Origin of the sequence: Pseudoalteromonas citrea (genome assembly GCF_000238375.3) — a bacterium.
Taxonomy (GTDB): domain Bacteria; phylum Pseudomonadota; class Gammaproteobacteria; order Enterobacterales; family Alteromonadaceae; genus Pseudoalteromonas; species Pseudoalteromonas citrea.
The window spans coordinates 98,952-120,258 of the sequence record NZ_AHBZ03000017.1 but is presented as its reverse complement, the minus strand read 5'-3'; the positions used below and the strand labels follow the sequence as shown (position 1 = coordinate 120,258).

The following is a 21,307-nucleotide window of genomic DNA, read 5'->3' as shown; positions in this document are numbered from 1 at the left end:
ATAAGAGATGGCAGATCCATTTATTGGGGAAATTCGAATGCTTGGCGCAACGTTCAGTCCTCGAGATTGGTCCATTTGTAATGGCCAAATTGTTGGCATTTCACAGATGGGAGCGGTCTTTAGCTTATTGGGGACCAATTTTGGAGGAAATGGGAGAACAACATTTTGTCTTCCTGATTTAGCAGGGCGAGCGCCTATGCACGCAGGGCAAGGCCCTGGGTTGACTAGTAGGTTCTTTTCTGAGCTTGGCGGGTTTACTCAGGCGGTATTGAGCCCACTTCAATTACCTGAGCATACACACAGTATTTCCGGCATATTTAAAGGAGGTGATACCCAAGAGCCAAGTAATAACAAACTTGCAATTGAGGGAGGTGCATCAGGTGGAGCGCTGCGATACACAGCTCCACTTGATGATGATGTCGGTTTAATGAGTAGCTCTAGTCTTTCTGTGGCGGGGGCAGGTGATCCTCATGAGAATATGCAACCTGCATTGGTGCTCAACTTTTGTATTGCACTAGAGGGAGTTTATCCGCCACGAAATTAACGCGCAGATACATAGGTTTTGGTTTAGCAACCTGTGTATCTACTTATTGTGTGCAAAGCTTCGGTATTAGCTGGGCAGTCGTAAAGGGAGTGTCATGCATTTCATTTTAAAGAGTCACAAAGGCGGGCGTTTGTTACTATTGAAAGACGTTAATTGGAATTCAATTAACGTGTGCCTCACTTTAGCTGCTAGTTTATTCATCGCGGGGTTATCTGCGCAGCCTACTGTAAATTCAATACGTTTTCACAGTAATAAAGAAACGGTTACTCTGAATCAATATAACAATGATTTTTTGATAGATGAAACAGGTGCTAAGTACGCGTTTAATCGGAAAATAATTATACGATCTGAATTGTCAGTTCAAGAAATTGCACAATTGTATAGTCAAATTATCCGAGTTCAAGTTATCTCAAAGATACAAGGCGGGACTGTTTTTTGGATCACTCCAAAAGAAGAACATTTTTTTGACGTGTTTTCAGCATTAACTGCTCACCAAGGAATTATTTCGGTGGAGCCAGATATAGCACCAGTCAGAAAGTTAACAAGATCCAATCACGAAGTTCAGTTAAAAGAAGTCTACTCAAAAAATAGCTTACTATCGTCACTTAAGCCCCCTTTTTGCGATTCACCAGTAAATAGGGTTCGAGTGGCGATTATTGATGATGGGTTTGATTTTAGCCATGCAGAATTTAATGAGTTAGCCGTATTATTAGAGTATGACGCTGATGAGCATGTGCTGGATGCCAGTACGACAGGAATAGTCGATTATCATGGCACCCAAGTCGCTGGGGTTATAGCAGCCAAGCAAGATGGTATTGGAGTGGAAGGTTTTGCACCTACGAGCGAGCTCATTGCTATTCGGCAGGTATCAACATGGACTTCTTCGTTAATATTGGCATTTCACGTGGCTAAGTTAATGAAAGCGGACGTGGTTAATTGTAGTTGGGTGTTACCATTTTTGTCTGATATCACCGCCGTTGTGATTAAAGATTTGGCTTCGTCACCCCATCGCCCAGTGATTGTTGCATCAGCTGGAAATAATAGACAAAAAGCCTGTGAAGTTAATAAATTATCTGAATTAGAGTCGGTTGTTGTGGTGGGTTCAATCAATAAAGTCGGAAATCTAGCTGAGTTTTCAAACTACGGTCAATGTGTTGATTATTATGCACCTTCATCAGTAAAGTCGACGTCGCTGAGTGGATATGCCAATTTTGGAGGCACCTCGTCATCAGCTGCCATCGTTTCTGGCATTATTGCGCGGCTAAAAGCATGTGGTGTCGCGCAGCCATTAAGCCAATTACATTTATTTGAAAACATCAAACCAGCACATAGCGTATTAAATTTCAGAGCTAAAAAAGCATGAAAAAGCATTACTAAAAAAACAGTACTAAATGAATAACGGAGAATATGATTTTGAGTACCTCAACACCGAGTGGGAATTCTGAAACTGAAAACTTAGATTTCAGCAGCACATACAGTGACAACTTACCGAAAATACTGGAACAGTTGGGTGTTTCTTTGCTGGCGACAAGCTATCAATCACAAAGGCTGATAATCGTGCGCTCTAAAAATGGCAAGCTAGAAACAAAGTTAAAAGCTTTCCCGAGGCCTATGGGGCTTTTTGCAGATAAAAATAGAATAACCCTCGGCACGTTAAATCAAGTGATTGACTTTCAAGTATCTGATTCATCCTTAGCGGACGTGGTAAATGGAAAACTTGATAAGTTTGAAGAATTCGCAGCGAAACTTAAACGAGATGAGTTCAATGAAGATGAACAATCGATTCTTGAAAGGGCAGAGCAAATACAGGACTTAAAAACTGCTGATTCACTTTACATTCAAAGATCTGCGTTAATGACAGGGATGATTAATATCCATGATATCGCATGGGGAAATGACGGTCTTTGGGTCGTTAACTCTATTTTTTCATGCCTTTCAAAGTTAAGTGCGAATCATAGCTTTATTGCGTGTTGGCAACCGCCGTTTATTTCTGAATTGAAACCTGAAAATCGATGCCATTTAAATGGTATGGCGATGTTAGATGGGGAGCCAAGATACGTGACGGCGTTTAGCCAATCTAATGCAAAAGAAGACTGGCGCAATAAAAACAGTGACAGCGGGGTTTTAATTGATGTTCGAGAAAATCGTATTTTAAAATCTGATATTTCGTTACCTCATTCACCAAAATGCCATGATGGAAAAGTCTACTATTGTGCGTCTGGTGATGGCGCAATTCACGTTTATGATCCTACGACTAAAGACACGCAGGTTTTGTGTAATTTACCTGGATTTACCCGAGGAATAATATTTTTAGGTGATTTGTTAATAGTAGGGCTAAGTAAAGTACGTGAATCGTCAGATGAAGGGTCAATAACTCGACGTATAAAATTAACCCCTGAAGACAGCCGCTGCGGAATTTGGCTGATCAATGCCAATAATGGGTTACTAGTATCGAAGTTAGAATTTACCGGTGATGTATCTCAAATATACGACATTGCAATCATTCCTAATTCAATTAAACCAGAAATTATTAGCAGTGATGATGTGTTAAGTGGGCATTTGTATGAATATATTAAGGAATCGAATATATGACTAATTTAAAGTGCAAGAAAAGTACTTTAGGGTTATTGATACCAACTTTGTTATCAAGTGGTTTTTACTCCTATAGTGCTCAAGCTGGCGCAATAGCGATCGTTAATGAAGAGTCAGCTAAAAGTACATATGCTGATCCATTTGATGCATTCAGTTCAAAAAACTCAAATCTATTTAAGAAAAATAAAGCTGTAGAACTAGATAAAAAAAATACCATCGACTTTTTACGAGAAAATGGCTTAGTCCAAGAAGTAAAACAACATGTCACAATTGTTAGTGGTGATAAAACAATTAATCAGAATGACCCACTAGTAAGAAAGTACTTTGCTTCAGGAAGTTGCACACAGCTCCCAATAACATTTCCAACCGAGAGGGAGTGTACTCAAGCTGGTTTTAATTGGAACGGAGGAGGTAACGCCGCACCTGTTGTTGATTTAAATAGCGGCACCTCTGGAAGTGACACAACAGCCTCATTTTCTGAAGGGTCTGGGGCTGTCAGTGTTATTACCAGCCCAACGGTCACAGATACAGATACGATAACAACGATTACAGTCAGTTTAACGAATGATCAAGATGGCGCATCTGAAGGGCTGAATGTATCGGCAAGTGCGCAAAATGCGCTAACGGGGGTAAGTGGTGCTTCTGATATTTCACTACAAGATACACTCTCTATAACGGGGGCAACAGCAACAACCGCTGAGGTGGCAACATTCTTACAAGCAATAACATATAACAACTCGAGTGATACACCTAATACCACGTCTCGAACGGTCACTGTTGTTGTTAACGATGGTACTGATAATAGCGAGACACGCACTGCTGTAATCAGTGTGGCTAATGTAACCGCGGCAAGTAGCTCTGCAGCATCATTTAATACCACATCGGGCACAAATCTAAGCCCTGCTATTCGTTTCAGCAGTGACAATGAGACCTTAACCATATCTTCAGCCAGTCATATTGTTGGGTCAACCGCGCAAGGTGGGGACGGTACAGATGAAATCATTGTAATAGATGGCAGTGATCTGACGCAATTTACCAGTTTAACCACTTTTGAAACCCTGTCTACCTATAACAATGGGTCGTTAACGCTGAGTGAGTTGCAACACGATGGGTTTACGACAATAAATGGCACTGGTACTAATACATTTACTTTGGCAAGTGCCGATGGGGATAGTACGGTAACTGCTGATGCAGACATAGAAACGTATGTTTTAAATGCGGCTTTTAATATTACCTTATCTGGTGCAGCGCAAAATATTACCGGTAGTACTAGTGCAGATACCGTTAATATTGTTGGGTTAAGTGTTACGGGTACGCTTGCTGGTGGCGGCGATACAGATGTGCTGCAAATGAGTACAGGGGCTAATATCAGCAATGCAACAGTCAGCGCATTCGAGTCTTTAACATTGAGCGGTGGCGCATCGGTCACAATGACAGAAGCGCAACACGATGGCTTTTCAACGGTAACCGCAAGCGGTACTGACTCAATTACCATAACCTCAGCGACAGATGGCTTAACGGGGAACAGTGCGGTTGAAACGTATGTGTTGAGTGTAGCGAATACATTTACTTTAGGCGGCGCGTCACAAAACCTAACAGGTAGTGGTAATGATGATACGGTTAATGTGAATGCACTGAGTGCGACGGGAACTTTAGCGGGTGGAAGTGGTACTGATACCTTGGTTGTTACCAACGGTGGAAACATATCGGGTGCGACAGTCAGCGGATTTGAGAATTTATCGGTTACTGCTGGTGGTACTGTAACAATTAATGCGGCTCAACTGTCTAGCTTTACTGGAACGGTATCTGGCAGCGGTACTGAAACTATTTCTGTGTCTGGTGATGGCAATGTGAGTACCGTATCGGCGATTGAGAATTATACCTTAAATGATGACAGTACGAACGCTCGGTCGGTGACAGTTACCAGTGCGGGGCATTCTGTTACAGCAACCTCAGCCACTGATGCAATCACGTTTGATTTAGGTGCACTTACATTTACCGGTACCATTACGGGTGAAAATACTCTAGCCGATACGCTTAGCCTAAGCAGTGGTGCCAATATATCGGCAGGGTCGATTTCAAATGTGGATAACCTGACCTTAGCATCAGGTTCTGCCGTTACTATGAGTGCAAGCCAACATAGCAGCTTTACAGGCACGGTGACTGCGTCTGGTTCTGAAACAATTACCATCAGTGGTGACGGTGACTTTACTACTTATTCTTCGATTGAGTCGTACAGTGTCGGTGATGACTCATCCAACACGCGAACTGTGACTATCAGTAATGGCTCGACTAATGTCAGTGCAAGTTCATCAACTGATGTTGTTACCTTTGATATTGGCTCTAGTGCATATACTGGCACATTGACCGGTGATGCGAGTCAAACTGATATAGTATCAGCCTCTAATGGCGCAGATGTCTCTGGCGGTAGTTACTTTAATATTGGGTCGCTGAGTTTAAGTAGTGGAGCAACCGTTGCGATTGATGTTGCGAATATCGGTGATTTTAGTACGTCAATTACTGGTAGTGCTGGCAGCGAAATAGTGAAGTTAATGGATGGTGGTACTTTTGATTTTAGCAGTACATCTGTATCGTCAGTTGAAGGGGTTGCGCTAGGCACAAATAGCAATTTCACACTGACTCTAACTGACAATTTTGCATCTGATGGTGGCACGGTTGATATAACCAATGCAACAGGTAGTGCAATTACCGGAGCCATTACGTTAAATGCGAGTGCGCTTAGCGGTGATGTATTAACTATATCAGCCACCGATTTTAACGGTGCGGATACTTATACCGGTGGTTCGGGTGCCGATACTATTCGCCCTGGCGGCGGCACTGATGCAATGACAGGGAACGGGGGGAATGACAATTTCATAGGCAGTACCTCTGATCTGTCAGGTGATACCATCACAGATTTGGCCATTGGCGACATGATCACGTTAACCGGTGTTACTGGGTTATCAACTAACAACGTACGTTTTAATGGCTCAAGTATATTAGAAGTTGATACCGATGCGACGGATTTCAATATATCCGAGCTGTCACTTTCACTGACAAACGCACCCTCAGCGGATTTAGCATTTACAGTAGCGGATAGTGGTGCAAATACGTTGATCACCTTTATTGCCAGTAATGACGTACCAGTTTTTGCTTCGTTAAATGGGGGGGGGACTTTCACTGAGGGCAATAGTGCCGTTACAATAGACAGTGACGTAACTGTGTCAGATACCGAGCTAGATGCACTCAATGGTAATACCGGTGATTATAATAATGCCAGCCTGACAATCAGCAGAAATGGTGGTGCAAATAGTGCAGATGTGTTTGCTAACACGGGCTTATTAGGAACACTAACGCAAGGGAGCAGCTTTACTTATAATAGTGTGTCAGTGGGCACTGTAACGACCAATTCCTCAGGGTCAATTAAGCTTACTTTTAATAGCAATGCAACATCAAGTATTGTTGATTCTGTTATTTCGTCGATAACCTACGCAAATACCTCTGAGGATCCCTCAAGTAGTGTCACGTTAGATTACACTTTTAACGATGGTACTTCAGACAGTACTGGTACCAATCAAGCGGTGGTGACGATCACCGCCGTGGATGATGTACCCACTGATATAGCGCTGACAGCAACGAGCATAAATCAATCAAATACAAATTCAGGTGCTGATGTAGGTACTTTAAGTACCACAGATGTAGATGATAGCGCGCATACCTATTCGTTAGTAGACTCTGGCACATCAACAACTGGCACGTGTACTGCTAATAGTGGTAACTCAAGCTTCCAAATTAATGGCAGTTTATTAGAAACGCAGGCTGCGATGAGTGCTGGTAGCTATATTGTTTGCGTACAATCTCACGATGGTACTTCTTCATTTCAAGAGTCGTTTACCATAACTGTCAGCGACGATGTGGCACCTAATGCGCCAGTATCTCTTGATTTGAATACGGCGTCTGACAGCGGCTCTTCAAACACAGATAATTACACCAATGACACAACGCTGACATTGACTGGAACCGCAGAAGCTGGGGCTACGGTTAAGTTGTATAGTAGTGTATCAGGTGGAACTGTAATAGGAACTGGCACTGCGACAGGTGGTACATGGGAGATCACCACGGGGTCATTAACGTCAGATACAACACATACTATTACCGCGACAGCGACGGATGCTAGCAATAATACATCGTCGGTATCTACCGGCTTGAATGTCACATTAGATACAACAAACCCGAGCGCTGCGAGTACACCTGACTTAAACAGTGCAAGTGATACAGGTAGTTCAACTACAGATAATATTACAACAGATACCACACCAACCATTGATGGTACGGCGACAGCTGGAGACACCATAACATTCACCTCAGATAAAGATGGCGTGCTAGGGTCTATCGTTGTGCCTGCGGGAGGAAGCTGGAGCTTTACACCAACATCTGCGATGTCTGCAAACACACATTCTATCACGGTCGTTGCGACGGATCAGGCGGGTAATAATAGCAGTGCCTCAAGTGCACTTTCTATCACAATTGATACCAGTGTGAGCATACCCAGTATTACAACACCGATTGAAACAGATGACATCGTTAACGCGGCTGAGGATAACGATGTGTTAATTCAAGGTAGCGGTGCAGAGTCTGGTGCAACGGTTGCAGTTAATATTGATGGTGTAAGTAAGAGTACGACAGCAGATTCAAGCGGAAATTGGACTCTGTTAGGCAATGAATTAGATATCAGTGCGCTCAATAACGGTAGTTTAACAGTATCAGTGACTCAAACTGATATTGCGGGTAATACGTCGTCTGCTGACACAACCTCTATTACGCTAGATAATCAAGCACCCAGTGTAGTGACTATTACTACACCCATAGAAGGGGATGGTATTGTTAATGCAAGTGAAGATAATGATGTGTTAGTTAAGGGCAGCGGCGCGGAGTCAGGTGCATCAGTTTCGATAAATATTGATGGTGTGAGTAAAACGACGACCGCAGACTCCAGTGGTAATTGGACGTTATCGGGCAATGAGCTTGATATTAGTGCATTGAATAATGGTAGTTTAACTGTATCTGTAACTCAGGCTGATGCAGCGGGTAATACTTCGAGTGCAACAACAACGACTATTACCTTGGATAATGTAACGCCGGATGCATTAACAATAACCACCCCAATAGAAACAGATGGAACTGTTAATGCAGCAGAAGATGACGATGTCTTGATTCAAGGCAGTGGTGCTGAATCTGGTGCAACGGTGAGCGTTGATATTGGTGGCGTAAGCACGACAACGACAGCGGACTCTGGCGGGAATTGGACGCTTTCAGGCACTGAGCTGGATATTAGTAGTTTAAATAATGGCACCCTCACGGTAACAGCTACGCAAGCTGATAGTGCAGGGAATACCTCGAGCTCTGCTACTCAAACAATTAATTTGGATAACGTGGCTCCAACGGGCCATACCTCGGCGATTGATCAAAGTTTAATTAATGCCAGCAATGAAGCTGCTTTGAGCTTTACGTTAACAGGATTAGAAAGCAGTGGCTCGTTTGTGTATCAAATTAGTGATGGGGCTAGCACGGTAAGCAGTAGTTCAGCGACGACGATCACAGGGACCACAGCACAAATAAGCAATGTCAATGTTGCCAACCTAAATGAAGGGACCCTTACCTTATCGGCGACAGTCAGTGATACCGCTGGTAATGCAGCAACGGCGGTGACTGCGACAACCACAAAACGCTATAATGCCAAGCCTGTTCTTTCGGGGACATTGATCACTTCGATTAATGAAGATGCTGCATATAGCTTTACACCCACACTCACCGATACTGACACTGGTGATTCGCACACTTATTCGATAGAGAACACACCGAGCTGGGCGGCATTTAGTACCACAACTGGCGCATTGACTGGCACACCAACGGATGAGCATGTAGGTACAACAACAGGTGTATCCATTAAAGTGAATGATGGTACCGAGGACAGTGATGCCTTGACGTTTAATATTGAAGTGGTCAATACCAATGATGCACCGGTTGGTAATGACTTTGCGTTTAGTTTAAATGAAGGTGAACTGCTGAGTAAAACTGCGGCGAATGGACTATTAAGTAATGCCACAGATGATGATACTGATAGCGGTGATACATTATCTGCGGTTAAAGTGACCGATCCTCAATACGGAACATTGACGTTAAATAGTGATGGTAGCTTAAGCTATCAACATGGTGGCAGTGAAAACCACAGTGATAGCTTTACCTATAAAGTTCAAGACTCGTCTGGTGCCCAATCGGAGGCTAAAACGGTCACAATGACGATGACTGCGGTAGAGGATGCTCCACAAACAGTGGCTGATGCATCGTCGACGAATGAAGATACGCCTATTACATTCAGCGTAGTGGCCAATGACTCTGACGCTGAAAATAACATGGTTGTGGCATCTGCGGCAATTGTAGATAACCCCTCAAAAGGGGCTGTTACCATCGCCAATGGTATTGTTACCTATACACCAACGGCGAACGAAAATGGCGCTGATTCATTCACCTATACAGTAAAAGACAGTACGGGGTTAACGTCAGAAAAAGCAACGGTGTCTATGACTATCAATGCCATTAACGATGCTCCTGTGGCGGCAAACTTTACTGAAACAGTCAATGAAGACACTGCAACGGGTAGTCTGACGGTACGAGCAAATGCAACGGATGTAGAAGATACTAACCCTTCAGGTGCAATCACGATTGTTACTCAGCCAACCAAAGGGGCCGTCAGTTTAGATCAGACCAACGGTACGATGGTTTATACGCCAACGAGTAATGAAAATGGCACAGATACTTATACTTATACTATCTCTGACTCTAATGGACTGGCGTCAAATACTGCGACAGTGACAGTAAATATTGGGGCTGTAAATGACAGGCCAACGGTAGGCGATGACACTGTTACTACCAACGAAGATACCCCGACAACACTCGCGGTATTAGCAAATGATTCAGACATAGAAGATACCGCGTTTAATGGTGCAAATATAACACTTGAAAACAAAGGCCAAGGTGTTGGAGATTACCCTGAAGCAACAGTGACTGTGAATACCGATGGTTCGTTGAATATTGTGCCAAAGGAAAATCAAAATGGACAACTGACTTTCACTTACACGTTAACAGACAGTGATAACCTTGCCTCTACCGCCGCAACGGTTACTGTGAACATAACCGCGATTAATGACGCACCTGTGGCTGTAGACAATACCGCCCAATTACTAGAAGACGGTCAATTTGAAGTTAACGTATTAGGTAATGACACCGATGTTGACAGTACACTAGACGCAAGTTCCGTTAAAGTAGTGACCCAACCGAGTAACGGGCAAGTTACAATTAATGCGGCTGGGGCGATCACGTATACTGCGACGGCAAACTTCTTTGGTACGGATTCATTTACGTATACTGTTGATGATCAGCAAGGGCTTACGTCAAATGCGGCAACGGTAACAATGACAGTCACCAGTGTTAATGATGCACCGGTAATTTCAGGCTCGCCATCAACACAACTCAATGAAGATGTGGTATTTAGCTTTACACCAAATGCCAGCGATGCAGATCAAGATAACCTGAGCTTTAGTATTAGTAACCCACCATCTTGGGCAACGTTTAATTCGACAACAGGGGCCTTGAGTGGTACACCTGGCAATAGCGATGTTGGTACTTATGCTGGTATTTCCATAAGTGTTAGCGATGGTCAGCAAACAGCAACACTCCCTAGCTTTACGTTGACGGTAAATAACGTAAATGATGCGCCTATTATTTCCGGGTCGCCAGCATTGAGTGTATTACAAGATGAGCCTTATTCATTTACACCTCAAGCGAGTGATGAAGACTCAACTTCTCTAAGTTTTACTATTGTTGGACAGCCGCAATGGAGCACATTTAATAATACAACGGGTATCTTATCGGGTACACCGAGTAGAGAAGATGTTGGTGAATACTCTGGCATTACTATCAGCGTATCTGATGGCCAATTAACGGCTTCATTACAAAGCTTTGATCTCACCGTTGGTGCAGTCAATGCGGCTCCTACATCAACTGATATGCAAGTAACATTACGGGAAGACACAGTCACAACAGTCAGTGCTTTAGTGGCTGATATAGACAATGATCCATTAACCATTGTTAAAAACACCGACCCACAAAATGGTATTTTATCTATTCAAGGGGATTTACTGACGTATCAACCAAACCCACACTTTTTTGGTACTGATAGTTTTACCTATAGCGCCAATGATGGTGAATTAACGTCAAATGTTTCTACTGTATTTATTACAGTAACCGGTGTTAATGATTCACCTGTTGCACAAGATGACGTATTCAATTTAACGACCAATGCAACAAATACATACTCGTTAGATGTGTTACAGAATGATTCTGATATTGAAGGACAAACCCTGACTATTATTGGTGCTAGTGCTTCAATAGGCGCTGTCAATATTTCAGAGGGTCAACTCCAATATACGGGTAGTGATAATACTCAAGGGTTGGTTATTGTTAAATATTTAGTTGAAGATACGCAGGGTGGGCGTAGTGCCGCCGCTGCAAATATTACATTCTCGGCCGGTAATAGTGTGGAGATACCGACGATTACAGCCCCTGCTGATATTATTGTTAATGCAACTGGGTTGTATACTAAAGTCGCTTTGGGGACCGCTGTTGCATCAGACAGTTCCGGTAACCCATTGGCTGTGTCATTTGTTGGTGGGCAGCCAATTTTTGCTCCTGGTAACCATCTTGCCTATTGGCAAACAACGGATGGACTTGGACAGCAAGCAGTCGCAACACAATCCGTATCTGTTAACCCGCTTATCTCTTTACAAAAAGATAGCCTTGTTGCAGAAGAGCAAACACATACGATTGATGTGTATCTGAATGGCCCTGCGGTATCTTACCCAGTGACTGTACCTTATAGTGTATCTGGCACAGCAAACAGTAATGACCATGATTTACAGTCAGGCGAGTTTGTTATTGAGTCAGGGATACAAGGTCAAATCTCTTTTAACGTATTTGCAGATAGTGAGGTAGAAGGCTCGGAAACAATTATAGTGAGCCTTGATAGTGCATTAAACACGGGTGCCAAATCGAGTTCGACGATTACTATTATTGAGCAGAATGTTGCACCGTCAATTAATACAAGCGTTGAGCAATCGGGAGAGAAGCGTTTGACGCTAACAGCTGATCAAGCGCTTGTGACGGTGTCTGCGCAGGCATCAGATGCGAATCCGACCGATGTAGTGACATTGACTTGGCAAAGTGACCCAGAACTGGTCAATCAAAGCACAACAACTGATCAGTTTGTATTTTCACCAGCCGGTTTACTCGCTGGGATCTATAAATTAACGGTTCTTGCAGCAGATAATGCATCGCCAAGTCTGTCGACACAACAAGACTTATATTTAGAAATAATTCCTGAGCTGGTGGCGTTGGGCAAAACAGATACAGATGGTGATTTAATACCTGATGATCAAGAAGGTTATATAGACTCTGACGGCGATGGTATTCCAGATTTTCAAGATGCGATCAGTGACTGTAACGTTATGCAAGAACAGGCAAGTGAATCTCAGCAATTTTTGGTGGAAGGCGATCCTGGCGTATGTCTTCGCAAAGGAGCAACTGTATTACAAAACAGTACTGGAGGTGTGCAGCTACTTGAAAGTGAATTACCGCAGGATGATGCTGCAACCAACATTGGTGGGCTGTTTGACTTTATTGCCACGGGTTTACCTCAAGCGGGCGACACCTATAGCTTAGTGATACCACAAAGAAATCCTATTCCTGCTAATGGTGTTTATCGAAAGTTAAAAGAAGGCCAGTGGGTTGACTTCGATACGTCTGGTAACGATGCTGTTTTGTCTGCGCAAGGTGAACCTGGATTTTGTCCACCTCCGGGCAGCAGTATCTGGCAAAATGGTTTAATGGAAGGTGCATGGTGTGTTCAGTTACAAATTGTGGATGGTGGACCTAACGACGATGATGGCATGGCTAACAGAACCGTTATTGACCCAGGTGGTATTGCTATTCCTATGACAGATAATACGCTTCCAGTCGCTACGAGTGACGAAGTGACTATATCAGCAGGTCAAGAAGTTGTTATCGATGTATTGGCAAACGATACAGACTCGGATGGTGACACATTGGAGATCACGGGTGCAACAGTAGACTTTGGGGTAGTGACGGTGAGCGACAATAAACTCGTTTATTTGCCACCTAACAATTTAATAGGTACTGCCCTTATTCAATACAGTATAAAAGATGGAAATGGCGGCACATCAAACAGTACAGCGACGATTACGCTTACCAGTAATTCAGCCCCTGTAGCTCAAGATGATTCTGCACAATTGGTGGGTGAGAGTAGCCTAATCATTGATGTGTTATCGAATGATTTTGATGCCGACGGTGATACGCTATCGGTTGTTTCTGCTCAAGCAGCTTCAGGGAGTGTTGCTGTGAATATAGACAATACACTGACCTATACACCAAAGGCGGGTTTTGAAGGCAATGATATTATCACTTATCAGTTGCGAGATTCGAATGGGGCACAATCAGAAGGCAAAGTTAATATAACAGTGACGGCACTATCGAATGTAACGATAGCGAATAAATCATCAGGAAGCTTTGGAGGCATGTTAATAATTATGATATCTGCATTTGTGATCCGTAGAAGAAAGCTCTCGTTACCTAGCTTTGCACTTATTTCAACGACGTGTTTAGTGAGTTTGCCCGCAGTTGCAAATACTTGGTCGGTACAGGGTACCGTGGGGCAGGCTGATGCGAAGTATAGTGCGCCAAATACAACGTTGCATACCAGTAATATTGACGACAGCAGCAGTAGTTGGTCGGCAGGGGTATATTATGAGTTACTCCCTCAATTTACAATTGGGGTTCGTTATATCGATTTAGGGCAAGGCAGAATCACGCTCAGTGGCGATGTTACATCACCCGAATCAGTGCAAAGTGAGGTGAGTCGTACAGCACCAATCTTACCTGAAGGGTTTGCACTACAAATCGGTTATGAGGCATTTAACGTTGATTCGTTTTCAGGGAAGTTGTTTTTAGGTGCATTTGGTTGGAAGTACCACTTAGATAGTACCCGAGATGGCCGTTTTCATACACGCTATGAAGATAAACAAACAGACTTATATTATGGGTTAGGTCTTACTTATGGTCTGTCTGATTCACTAGATGTAGATATACAATACACGCGTTATCCGTTATCTGAAAATGATATAAATGAAGTCGCGCTGGGGTTAAGTTACCATTTTTAAAGGCAAGAACGGTAATTGAAACGATAAAAAGCCCCAGTTTGGGGCTTTTTATCGTTTCAGAGAATGTGATTACTGATAAAGCTTAAAATTAGCCACTTCGCCAATAAATGGGTAGGTATTTTTTGGCGTAGACCCAATACTCAAAGGGACATCGTTGTGCTTTGGCACGGTGACCTCTTTAGAGCCGATGAATATGCCATCAATGGATAATGACAGTAGGTTACCCTTAAGGTCCATAGTCAGCGTATGCCATTGCCCATCCCCATAATTTCCAGCGTTTACGCCTGAGCCATTAACTCGAGCACTGAGTACACCTAGTTTGTTTACTTGTATGTAATACGGGTTCTTAGTGCCGTAGTTATCTTTTGATATCATAAAGCCGGTTTTATTTGGGTTCCATGAATCATATTTGAAATCAAGTTCGATACGGCTGACAGTATCAAAATCTCCTAACTCAATACGTTCGTTGATACCATTAAATTGACCTATATGTTGCCCAAATAGCCTTGCATTATGCTGATAACCGGATTGGTCGCATAGTGTGTTGTTTAATGCCCAATAGCCAATTAGGTTTTCTTCACTAAAACGTGGGGCGCATCTCCTCTGTTGTAACTGGCTTTGGTATAAGCTAGAAACGGCAGCAGCTTGTTCGACAAATGCTTGAGGCGAGTTAGGCAGTAATCTGTCGTAAGTTTGTTGGCTTTCAAACTCAGAAAATGTCGTGCTTTTCATTCCAATCACATAGGGCATGATCACTCGGCCATACTTACTGTCATGGCGCATAAACGCCCACTTTTCAGGTTGTTTATGTGTACTGGTGTTCGTAACATTCCAAAAAACCAAATGTTTAAGATGATTTGGTTGGCTACTAACTGCACCGCCCATAAAGCCATAGTTCCACCCGCCAACATTATTATCGATGAGGTTTGCGTAAGGCATATCGGAGTGTAGGTTATGAAAACGTGTAGGCGCATGGTAAGAATTTTTTAGTACATTGCCTGTTGCTCTATGAGAAAACCCAGCGGCATGCCAGTGCTGAGCGGTATCTTTAATATTAGAGGCTAGAATATGGGTAGAGGCGTTTATATCTAAACTCATGTGACCGGGTGTACCAGAAAACGTTAAGTTATCAAACGTACTTGCGGCACCATTGACAATAGACAGGCCCTGATTTAGGTTTTCAAACTTTACATTTTGAACCCATGTGTTTGCAACATTGCTCAAACGAAGTGCACTCCAACCACCATCATGCACGCCACTGGCGTGGTGTTTAAAAGCGGTGTGCCAATTGCCTTTAATTGTCAGGTTTTCAATGCCTATGTGTTCAATGAACTGAGTCTTTTTTAACCCCCAATACCCATCTGATGCAATATCATGGTGTATAATCGCATCAAATGTTACCACATCGTTTTTGATACTAACGATTCGGTGATACTCCTGAGAACGTAAGCCTTTGTTGATCTGCTTCCAACTGCTATCAGCCTTGTAGGGCGATACTGCGCTATCAATGGTACTTTTTCTATTATCTAACCTCGTTAACATAACCCACTGGCCAACTTTTAAGTTACTGCTGTCATTAACAGAAATGGCACGTGCTGAGGTGCGAGGGTGCGATGATTCAACAAGGGCGATAAATTTATCGCCCGTCGGTGAGCTATATGGTTGAGGTACGCCTTTGACATTTGGATCTCGGTTGTCATAGTTGTAACCAGCTTCAATAATATACGGACTAGTCCACATTTTAGTTGGGTAAACCAGATCTAAATGTTTTGCCATATAAAGCACCGTATCACGGCCGCTACCTTGTAATATCATGTTAGATCGAGACAGTTTTATGGTTGCGCTTTTTCTACTGCGCACGCCTGTGGGAGTGTTTGATAAATCGACACTTGCTACGTCAGTGTCGTTATTAATGTGGAAAGTACCGGTTGGGAATTTGATCACTGCGCCAGAGCCGCCGGCGTCTATGTAATGTTCGGCGGCTTTGATTGTGTCGCGAATAGCCGCTTTATCAGACTCGCCATCATTTGCTTGCGCACCATAATTTGTTACTTCAAATACTTTATAGCCGAGGGTTGTTGAGTCGGGAATGGACGTATTTGCAAATTGATAACCAGCGTAAGAATAATTACTTAGGGTTCTATCGTCATGTATTTGAGATGTAGGATCACGAAGATCCGATCCTGCTACTCGTGAATCTTGATAGTCTTGCCAAAAGTGACTGGCATGAGATGCACTTGACGCAACAAGTAAAGTTGCGAAAAAAGTTGAAATTGGTGTTGTCATATATCACTCAAATTTGTGTGTTTTTTGCAGCTAGTTTCGTGTTTTGCCGTGTAACTTGTAGCAAATATCCATTGTTTGCGCTTCAGTAATAAAACCACAATTTGGGTCAGATTTAGACACGGTTATCCCGCTGGTTGCGAGTGATAAAACCCATGCAAAGATGAGTGCCATATTGATAACGGCGTATTTAGTGTATGGAGCTAGATTGGTTTTCATATCGTACCTTTTATAAATAAAATATAGGCAGATACTGGCGGAATATTCCGTATATAAATTTACCTATCCTAAGGTAAAGCAACCCCGCTGTCGTGGAACATAACGTTCTTTAGACCGGTGGCTTTGCGTCCTAAATTTTCATTTAGTTTGCCAGTGACTACAGCACATCTACTTGATGTGTTGCCGGCACTTTATAGGAAGGTTCCAATTTTTACAATAATAAATTTACGTATAAGCTCTAAATGATTGTGAGCAGACCTAATTTAGTTTTTATGGGTCCATAAAAAGAGTTTTTAAAAATACCATCACGTTGACAACGAGGGTATTTAAACCGATGTGAAATAATTGCTCCGGTAGAAAACCATGTTTGCTGTCTACACCTAGGCCAATGGTTCAGCCCATTGTATGTAGCCTCGTCTTTTTGCCAGTTAGGCTGTGAATTTATATGTGCATTCTTAACTTTGGGCGATAAATGATAATAATATAAGAGCGCTAAAAAGGTTAATAGATATATGAAAAGCCATTGTTATTATTACTATTATTTTTTATAAAAGTGAATGTTTTCTTAATATAGTTGTGGTCTGCTTGATTCAGTTCAGTTCTAACAACTAGCATAAGCGAGTATTACATATGGTTTTAAGGATAAGTATGATGTTTAAACTGAGTATGGTAGGTGTAACCTTTCACTTGATGATAGCGGGGGTTTCAGTCGTAAGTATGAAGGCATTTTCAGATAGCAGTATAGAGCGAGCACATAAACTTGTGACACTCATGAACTGGCATTCTGCCAAGCCTCTGCCTGTGGCATTACAAGAAGTTTACCCAGCTGAATTCAAAGGACGGATCTATGTTGCTGGTGCGTTTGAAAAAGTAAAACCTGCTCAAGCGACGTTAGCGCATCTAGCAGCGTCAGAAAAAACCTATATCTATGATGACATGACTAAAGAGTGGCTCATTGGACCTAACCTGCCAGAGCCGCGCCATCACTTAGGCTTGGTGAGCAACAATAACATGTTATACGCCATAGGCGGATTCGATGCATCCAAGGAAAACGCGTGGATGGTAAAAAATTCAGTGTATATATATCAGGAAGACAGTTTCAAATGGCGACGAGGGCCAGATTTACCGATCCCACAAGGAGAGTCTGTTTATGGTGTGGTTAATGATGAAGTACACGTTGCTGGTGGAAGAACGTTGGTTGATGGGCAGCTGGTTGACACAGATAAACACTGGGTGTTGAGAAATAAAAAGTGGGAATCAGCCGCTCCTTTACCACTGGCAAGCAACTCTGCGGCGTCTGTTACCCTTGATAATGAATGGTACGTGATGGGCGGGCGCATTAATGCACTCGACTATAAAAACTTGGCAACAATGCACAGGTATGATCCGATAGCTGATCGCTGGGTTAAACTTGCACCAATGCCACAAGCAAGTGCCGGGCTAGCTGCTGCTGTAATAAATGATCAGATCTATGTCTTTGGCGGTGAAGAGTATACCTATGTGTATGATGAAAATAATCAAAAGAGGATGAAAACTCGCACGTTTGATTCGGTATGGCGTTACGATATAAAACGCGATATGTGGTCAACTGAGTCACTCAAGATGACTTCTACACGTCATGGACTTGGCGCAGTGACTATTGATAACAAAATTTATCTACTCGGTGGTGCTGTCGAAGCTGGCGCTACAGGCACGTCTGCAAACGTTGAGATATTGTCATTGGAGAGACTGTAAGTTAGGGGTAAAGAAAATGTAATTTGGTAGAGTGTACAATGGCGACAACACACTATAATTCGCCATTGTGTTTGTATTATGAATACCTTCTATTCAAAAACTCCTCTATTCAAACTCGTGACAGCGTTTAATTTCATCAATGAGTGCAACAGCCAATGGAGAACTTGCACCGTTCTTTGAGGTTATTAGTACAACAGGGATCTGATAAAAATACTTGCTCGGCAAAATAGGTTTAAATAGGCCTTTGTCTACCCAATAACTAGCATAGTGTTCGGGTAAGTATCCAATAAATTCACCAGACAATATTAAGTGTGCAATGCCTTCATCATGATAAGCAATTGCGCTATTTTGATAATTAAGGCCGTCGTTACGCGTTTCTTTGTCTCGCATATAGTTGCTGGTAATGACCTCTGCTTCACTAAGGTGCTGCGCAATATCGTCATGTTTACAATTAAATAAGGTATGGCCTTTACCGCAGTATAAATAATTATTTTCATTATGAAGCGGATAATAGTCTAACCCACGAATATGGTGCCGGCTTACGCCAAGCCCTATGAGCGACCTACCGTTGATCACCGATGTCTCAACTTCTCGTGCTTCACACACATTAATATCGAATTGAAGGTTGTTACTTTTTGCTTTAAGCGCCGATATTGCGCGAGCGACACCGCATCGAGGGTCACTGACCATCGTGTCTATTGTTGCTATGGTAACACGTCCTGATAACTCATTTTTTGAGCTTGCTATCGTCGTTGTAAAGGCTTCGCATTGCTGGAGCAGCTCCAATGACGCTTGATAAGTAACTCGCCCCGGTTCGGTGAGTTCGAAACCGCTTCTGCCGCGTTTACAGAGTTTTATCCCTAGCCTGACTTCTAAATCAGATAAGTGGGAGCTAATAGTGGATCGACCAATATTTAAACGTGACTCTGCCGCAGACAAACCTCCGCACTCTACAATAGCAACAAAAATTCTTAGTAGTTTTAGATCAACATCATGAACTTGCATGGCTCTTTCACTTTATTAGTTCGATAAAACCGGAATGAATGTCGATTATTATGCATTTATGAAACATCAAGCACAAGTTAGCATAATGAAAATATAAGCGCATATGTACGCAAGAAGTTGATATATGGAGAATAAAATGACGTTTAAGTATGGTGTAGACCGCCTTGATGTTAACATCGTAAATGCAATTGCCGATGGCAGTGTAAAAGCCCATTTATGTCAAGAAGCCTTGGATAAGGTAAATAAGAGCCGCCAGAATGTTGAAAAAATGGCAAGCTCAGACAAGGCTATTTATGGCATTAACACGGGTTTTGGTCCGTTGTGCGATACGCAAATATCACCTGAAGAAACACACTTGCTGCAAAAGAACTTATTGATCACGCATGCGGTAGGCGTAGGTGATGCAATTGCAAAACCCATTTCAAAATTAATGCTTATCACTAAGGTGCACGCTTTAAGCCAAGGCTTTTCTGGGATCAGACTAGAAGTTATCCAAAGAATGTTGGCGTTTATTGACTTAGACCTTATTCCAGTTGTGCCAGAGCAGGGCTCTGTTGGTGCATCGGGTGATTTAGCGCCGCTGTCACATTTATTTTTACCGTTGATTGGCGAAGGTGAGTTTTGGCAAAACGGCGAGATGGTGCCAGCTGCACCATTGTTACGTGAACATGGTTTAGCGCCGTTAGAGCTGCACGCAAAAGAAGGCCTTGCACTTATAAACGGTACGCAATTTATTTTGTCACATGCGATCACAGCGTTGACTAAGATGCGTTACTTATTAGATCTTGCCGACGTTACCGGTGCCATGAGTATTGAGGGTATGCAAGGCAGTGAGTCGCCGTTTAGGTCTGAATTACATGAAATTCGTGCTTTTGTGGGCAATGTTGAAGTAGCAAAAAGAATGCGTCGTTTTTTTGAAGGCTCTGAAAATATGGCCGCTCACCAAGGGTGTGACCGCGTTCAAGACCCATATTCATTAAGGTGTATTCCGCAGGTTCATGGTGCATCTCGTAATGCGTACTACCATTTAAAAGAAATGGCTGAAATTGAAATGAACTCAGTGACAGATAACCCAATTGTTGTGAGTGAAGAAGAAGCTGTGTCAGGAGGTGGGTTCCATGGCCAGCCATTAGCTATGGTGCTCGATTATGCTTCAATTGCAGCAGCTGAATTAGGTAATATATCTGACAGACGTTGTTACTTGTTGTTAGAGGGCTTACATGGTTTACCAAGATTGCTTACTAGCTCGGGTGGCCTGAATTCAGGCATGATGATCCCACAATATGCCACAGCTGCACTTGTAACAGAAAATAAGTCGCTATGCTTCCCGCCATCTGCCGATAGTGTACCTACTTCAATGGGTCAAGAAGACCACGTTTCAATGGGCAGCATTTCAGGGCGTAAGCTCAATCAAATCTTGGGAAATATAGAAAAAATATTTGCTATTGAGTTGATGTATGCTGCACAAGCAATCGAATTCAGACGTCCTAATAAGTGCTCGGAATTGATTGAGCAAAACTTTGATGTGATCAGAGAGAAAGTGGCAAAGTTAGAAGAAGATAGACTATTAAAACCTGATATTGATGCGATGATCACTTTAGTTAAAACACAAGCGTTTACAGTAAATTAAGAGGGATAG

General features: G+C 42.7%; 9 protein-coding genes and 1 riboswitch. Of the genes, 6 read left to right on the top strand and 3 right to left on the bottom strand.

Annotated features, from left to right (window positions below):
• Positions 1-7: 7 nt before the first annotated feature.
• The 4 genes from PCIT_RS11530 (at position 8) to PCIT_RS11515 (ending at position 14,427) form a co-directional block, all read left to right on the top strand.
• Positions 8-544: a phage tail protein gene (locus tag PCIT_RS11530; protein ID WP_010363331.1), complete on the top strand. Its 537-nt coding sequence runs from the start codon at positions 8-10 to the stop codon at positions 542-544.
• Between the two features lie 94 nt (positions 545-638).
• Positions 639-1,907, top strand: a complete 1,269-nt coding sequence (locus PCIT_RS11525; protein ID WP_010363334.1) for a S8 family peptidase — start codon at positions 639-641, stop codon at positions 1,905-1,907.
• A gap of 44 nt (positions 1,908-1,951) precedes the next feature.
• Positions 1,952-3,136, top strand: coding sequence for a TIGR03032 family protein (locus PCIT_RS11520; RefSeq protein ID WP_010363336.1), 1,185 nt, complete (start codon positions 1,952-1,954; stop codon positions 3,134-3,136).
• Positions 3,133-14,427 (top strand): tandem-95 repeat protein, encoded by an 11,295-nt coding sequence (locus PCIT_RS11515; RefSeq protein WP_010363338.1) that lies wholly within the window; start codon positions 3,133-3,135, stop codon positions 14,425-14,427. The genes PCIT_RS11520 and PCIT_RS11515 overlap by 4 nt, the downstream gene beginning before the upstream one ends.
• A 69-nt stretch (positions 14,428-14,496) precedes the next feature.
• Here PCIT_RS11515 and PCIT_RS11510 read toward each other — a convergent pair whose 3' ends face one another.
• Both PCIT_RS11510 and PCIT_RS11505 read right to left on the bottom strand, forming a co-directional pair.
• Entirely contained in the window at positions 14,497-16,713 is a 2,217-nt protein-coding gene (locus tag PCIT_RS11510) for a DUF4955 domain-containing protein (protein ID WP_010363340.1), read from the bottom strand.
• 30 nt (positions 16,714-16,743) lie between these two features.
• Positions 16,744-16,929 (bottom strand): hypothetical protein, encoded by a 186-nt coding sequence (locus PCIT_RS11505; RefSeq protein WP_010363343.1) that lies wholly within the window; start codon positions 16,927-16,929, stop codon positions 16,744-16,746.
• 74 nt (positions 16,930-17,003) lie between these two features.
• Positions 17,004-17,091, bottom strand: a riboswitch (cyclic di-GMP riboswitch).
• A 486-nt stretch (positions 17,092-17,577) separates the two neighbouring features.
• Here PCIT_RS11505 and PCIT_RS11500 point away from each other — a divergent pair.
• Positions 17,578-18,663: a Kelch repeat-containing protein gene (locus PCIT_RS11500; protein ID WP_162144413.1), complete on the top strand. Its 1,086-nt coding sequence runs from the start codon at positions 17,578-17,580 to the stop codon at positions 18,661-18,663.
• 105 nt (positions 18,664-18,768) lie between these two features.
• Here the strand turns inward: PCIT_RS11500 and PCIT_RS11495 are convergent, their stop codons facing one another.
• Positions 18,769-19,668, bottom strand: coding sequence for a LysR family transcriptional regulator (locus PCIT_RS11495; RefSeq protein WP_010363347.1), 900 nt, complete (start codon positions 19,666-19,668; stop codon positions 18,769-18,771).
• A 136-nt stretch (positions 19,669-19,804) separates the two neighbouring features.
• Here PCIT_RS11495 and hutH point away from each other — a divergent pair, with 136 nt between their 5' ends.
• Positions 19,805-21,298, top strand: coding sequence for a histidine ammonia-lyase (hutH, locus tag PCIT_RS11490; protein ID WP_010363349.1), 1,494 nt, complete (start codon positions 19,805-19,807; stop codon positions 21,296-21,298).
• The last annotated feature ends 9 nt before the right edge of the window (positions 21,299-21,307 follow it).

Coding starts and splice junctions, on each gene's coding strand:
- PCIT_RS11530 (WP_010363331.1), top strand. CDS start 8: ATGGCAGATCCATTTATTGGGGAAATTCGAATGCTTGGCGCAACGTTC.
- PCIT_RS11525 (WP_010363334.1), top strand. CDS start 639: ATGCATTTCATTTTAAAGAGTCACAAAGGCGGGCGTTTGTTACTATTG.
- PCIT_RS11520 (WP_010363336.1), top strand. CDS start 1,952: ATGATTTTGAGTACCTCAACACCGAGTGGGAATTCTGAAACTGAAAAC.
- PCIT_RS11515 (WP_010363338.1), top strand. CDS start 3,133: ATGACTAATTTAAAGTGCAAGAAAAGTACTTTAGGGTTATTGATACCA.
- PCIT_RS11510 (WP_010363340.1), bottom strand. CDS start 16,713: ATGACAACACCAATTTCAACTTTTTTCGCAACTTTACTTGTTGCGTCA.
- PCIT_RS11505 (WP_010363343.1), bottom strand. CDS start 16,929: ATGAAAACCAATCTAGCTCCATACACTAAATACGCCGTTATCAATATG.
- PCIT_RS11500 (WP_162144413.1), top strand. CDS start 17,578: ATGATGTTTAAACTGAGTATGGTAGGTGTAACCTTTCACTTGATGATA.
- PCIT_RS11495 (WP_010363347.1), bottom strand. CDS start 19,668: ATGCAAGTTCATGATGTTGATCTAAAACTACTAAGAATTTTTGTTGCT.
- hutH (WP_010363349.1), top strand. CDS start 19,805: ATGACGTTTAAGTATGGTGTAGACCGCCTTGATGTTAACATCGTAAAT.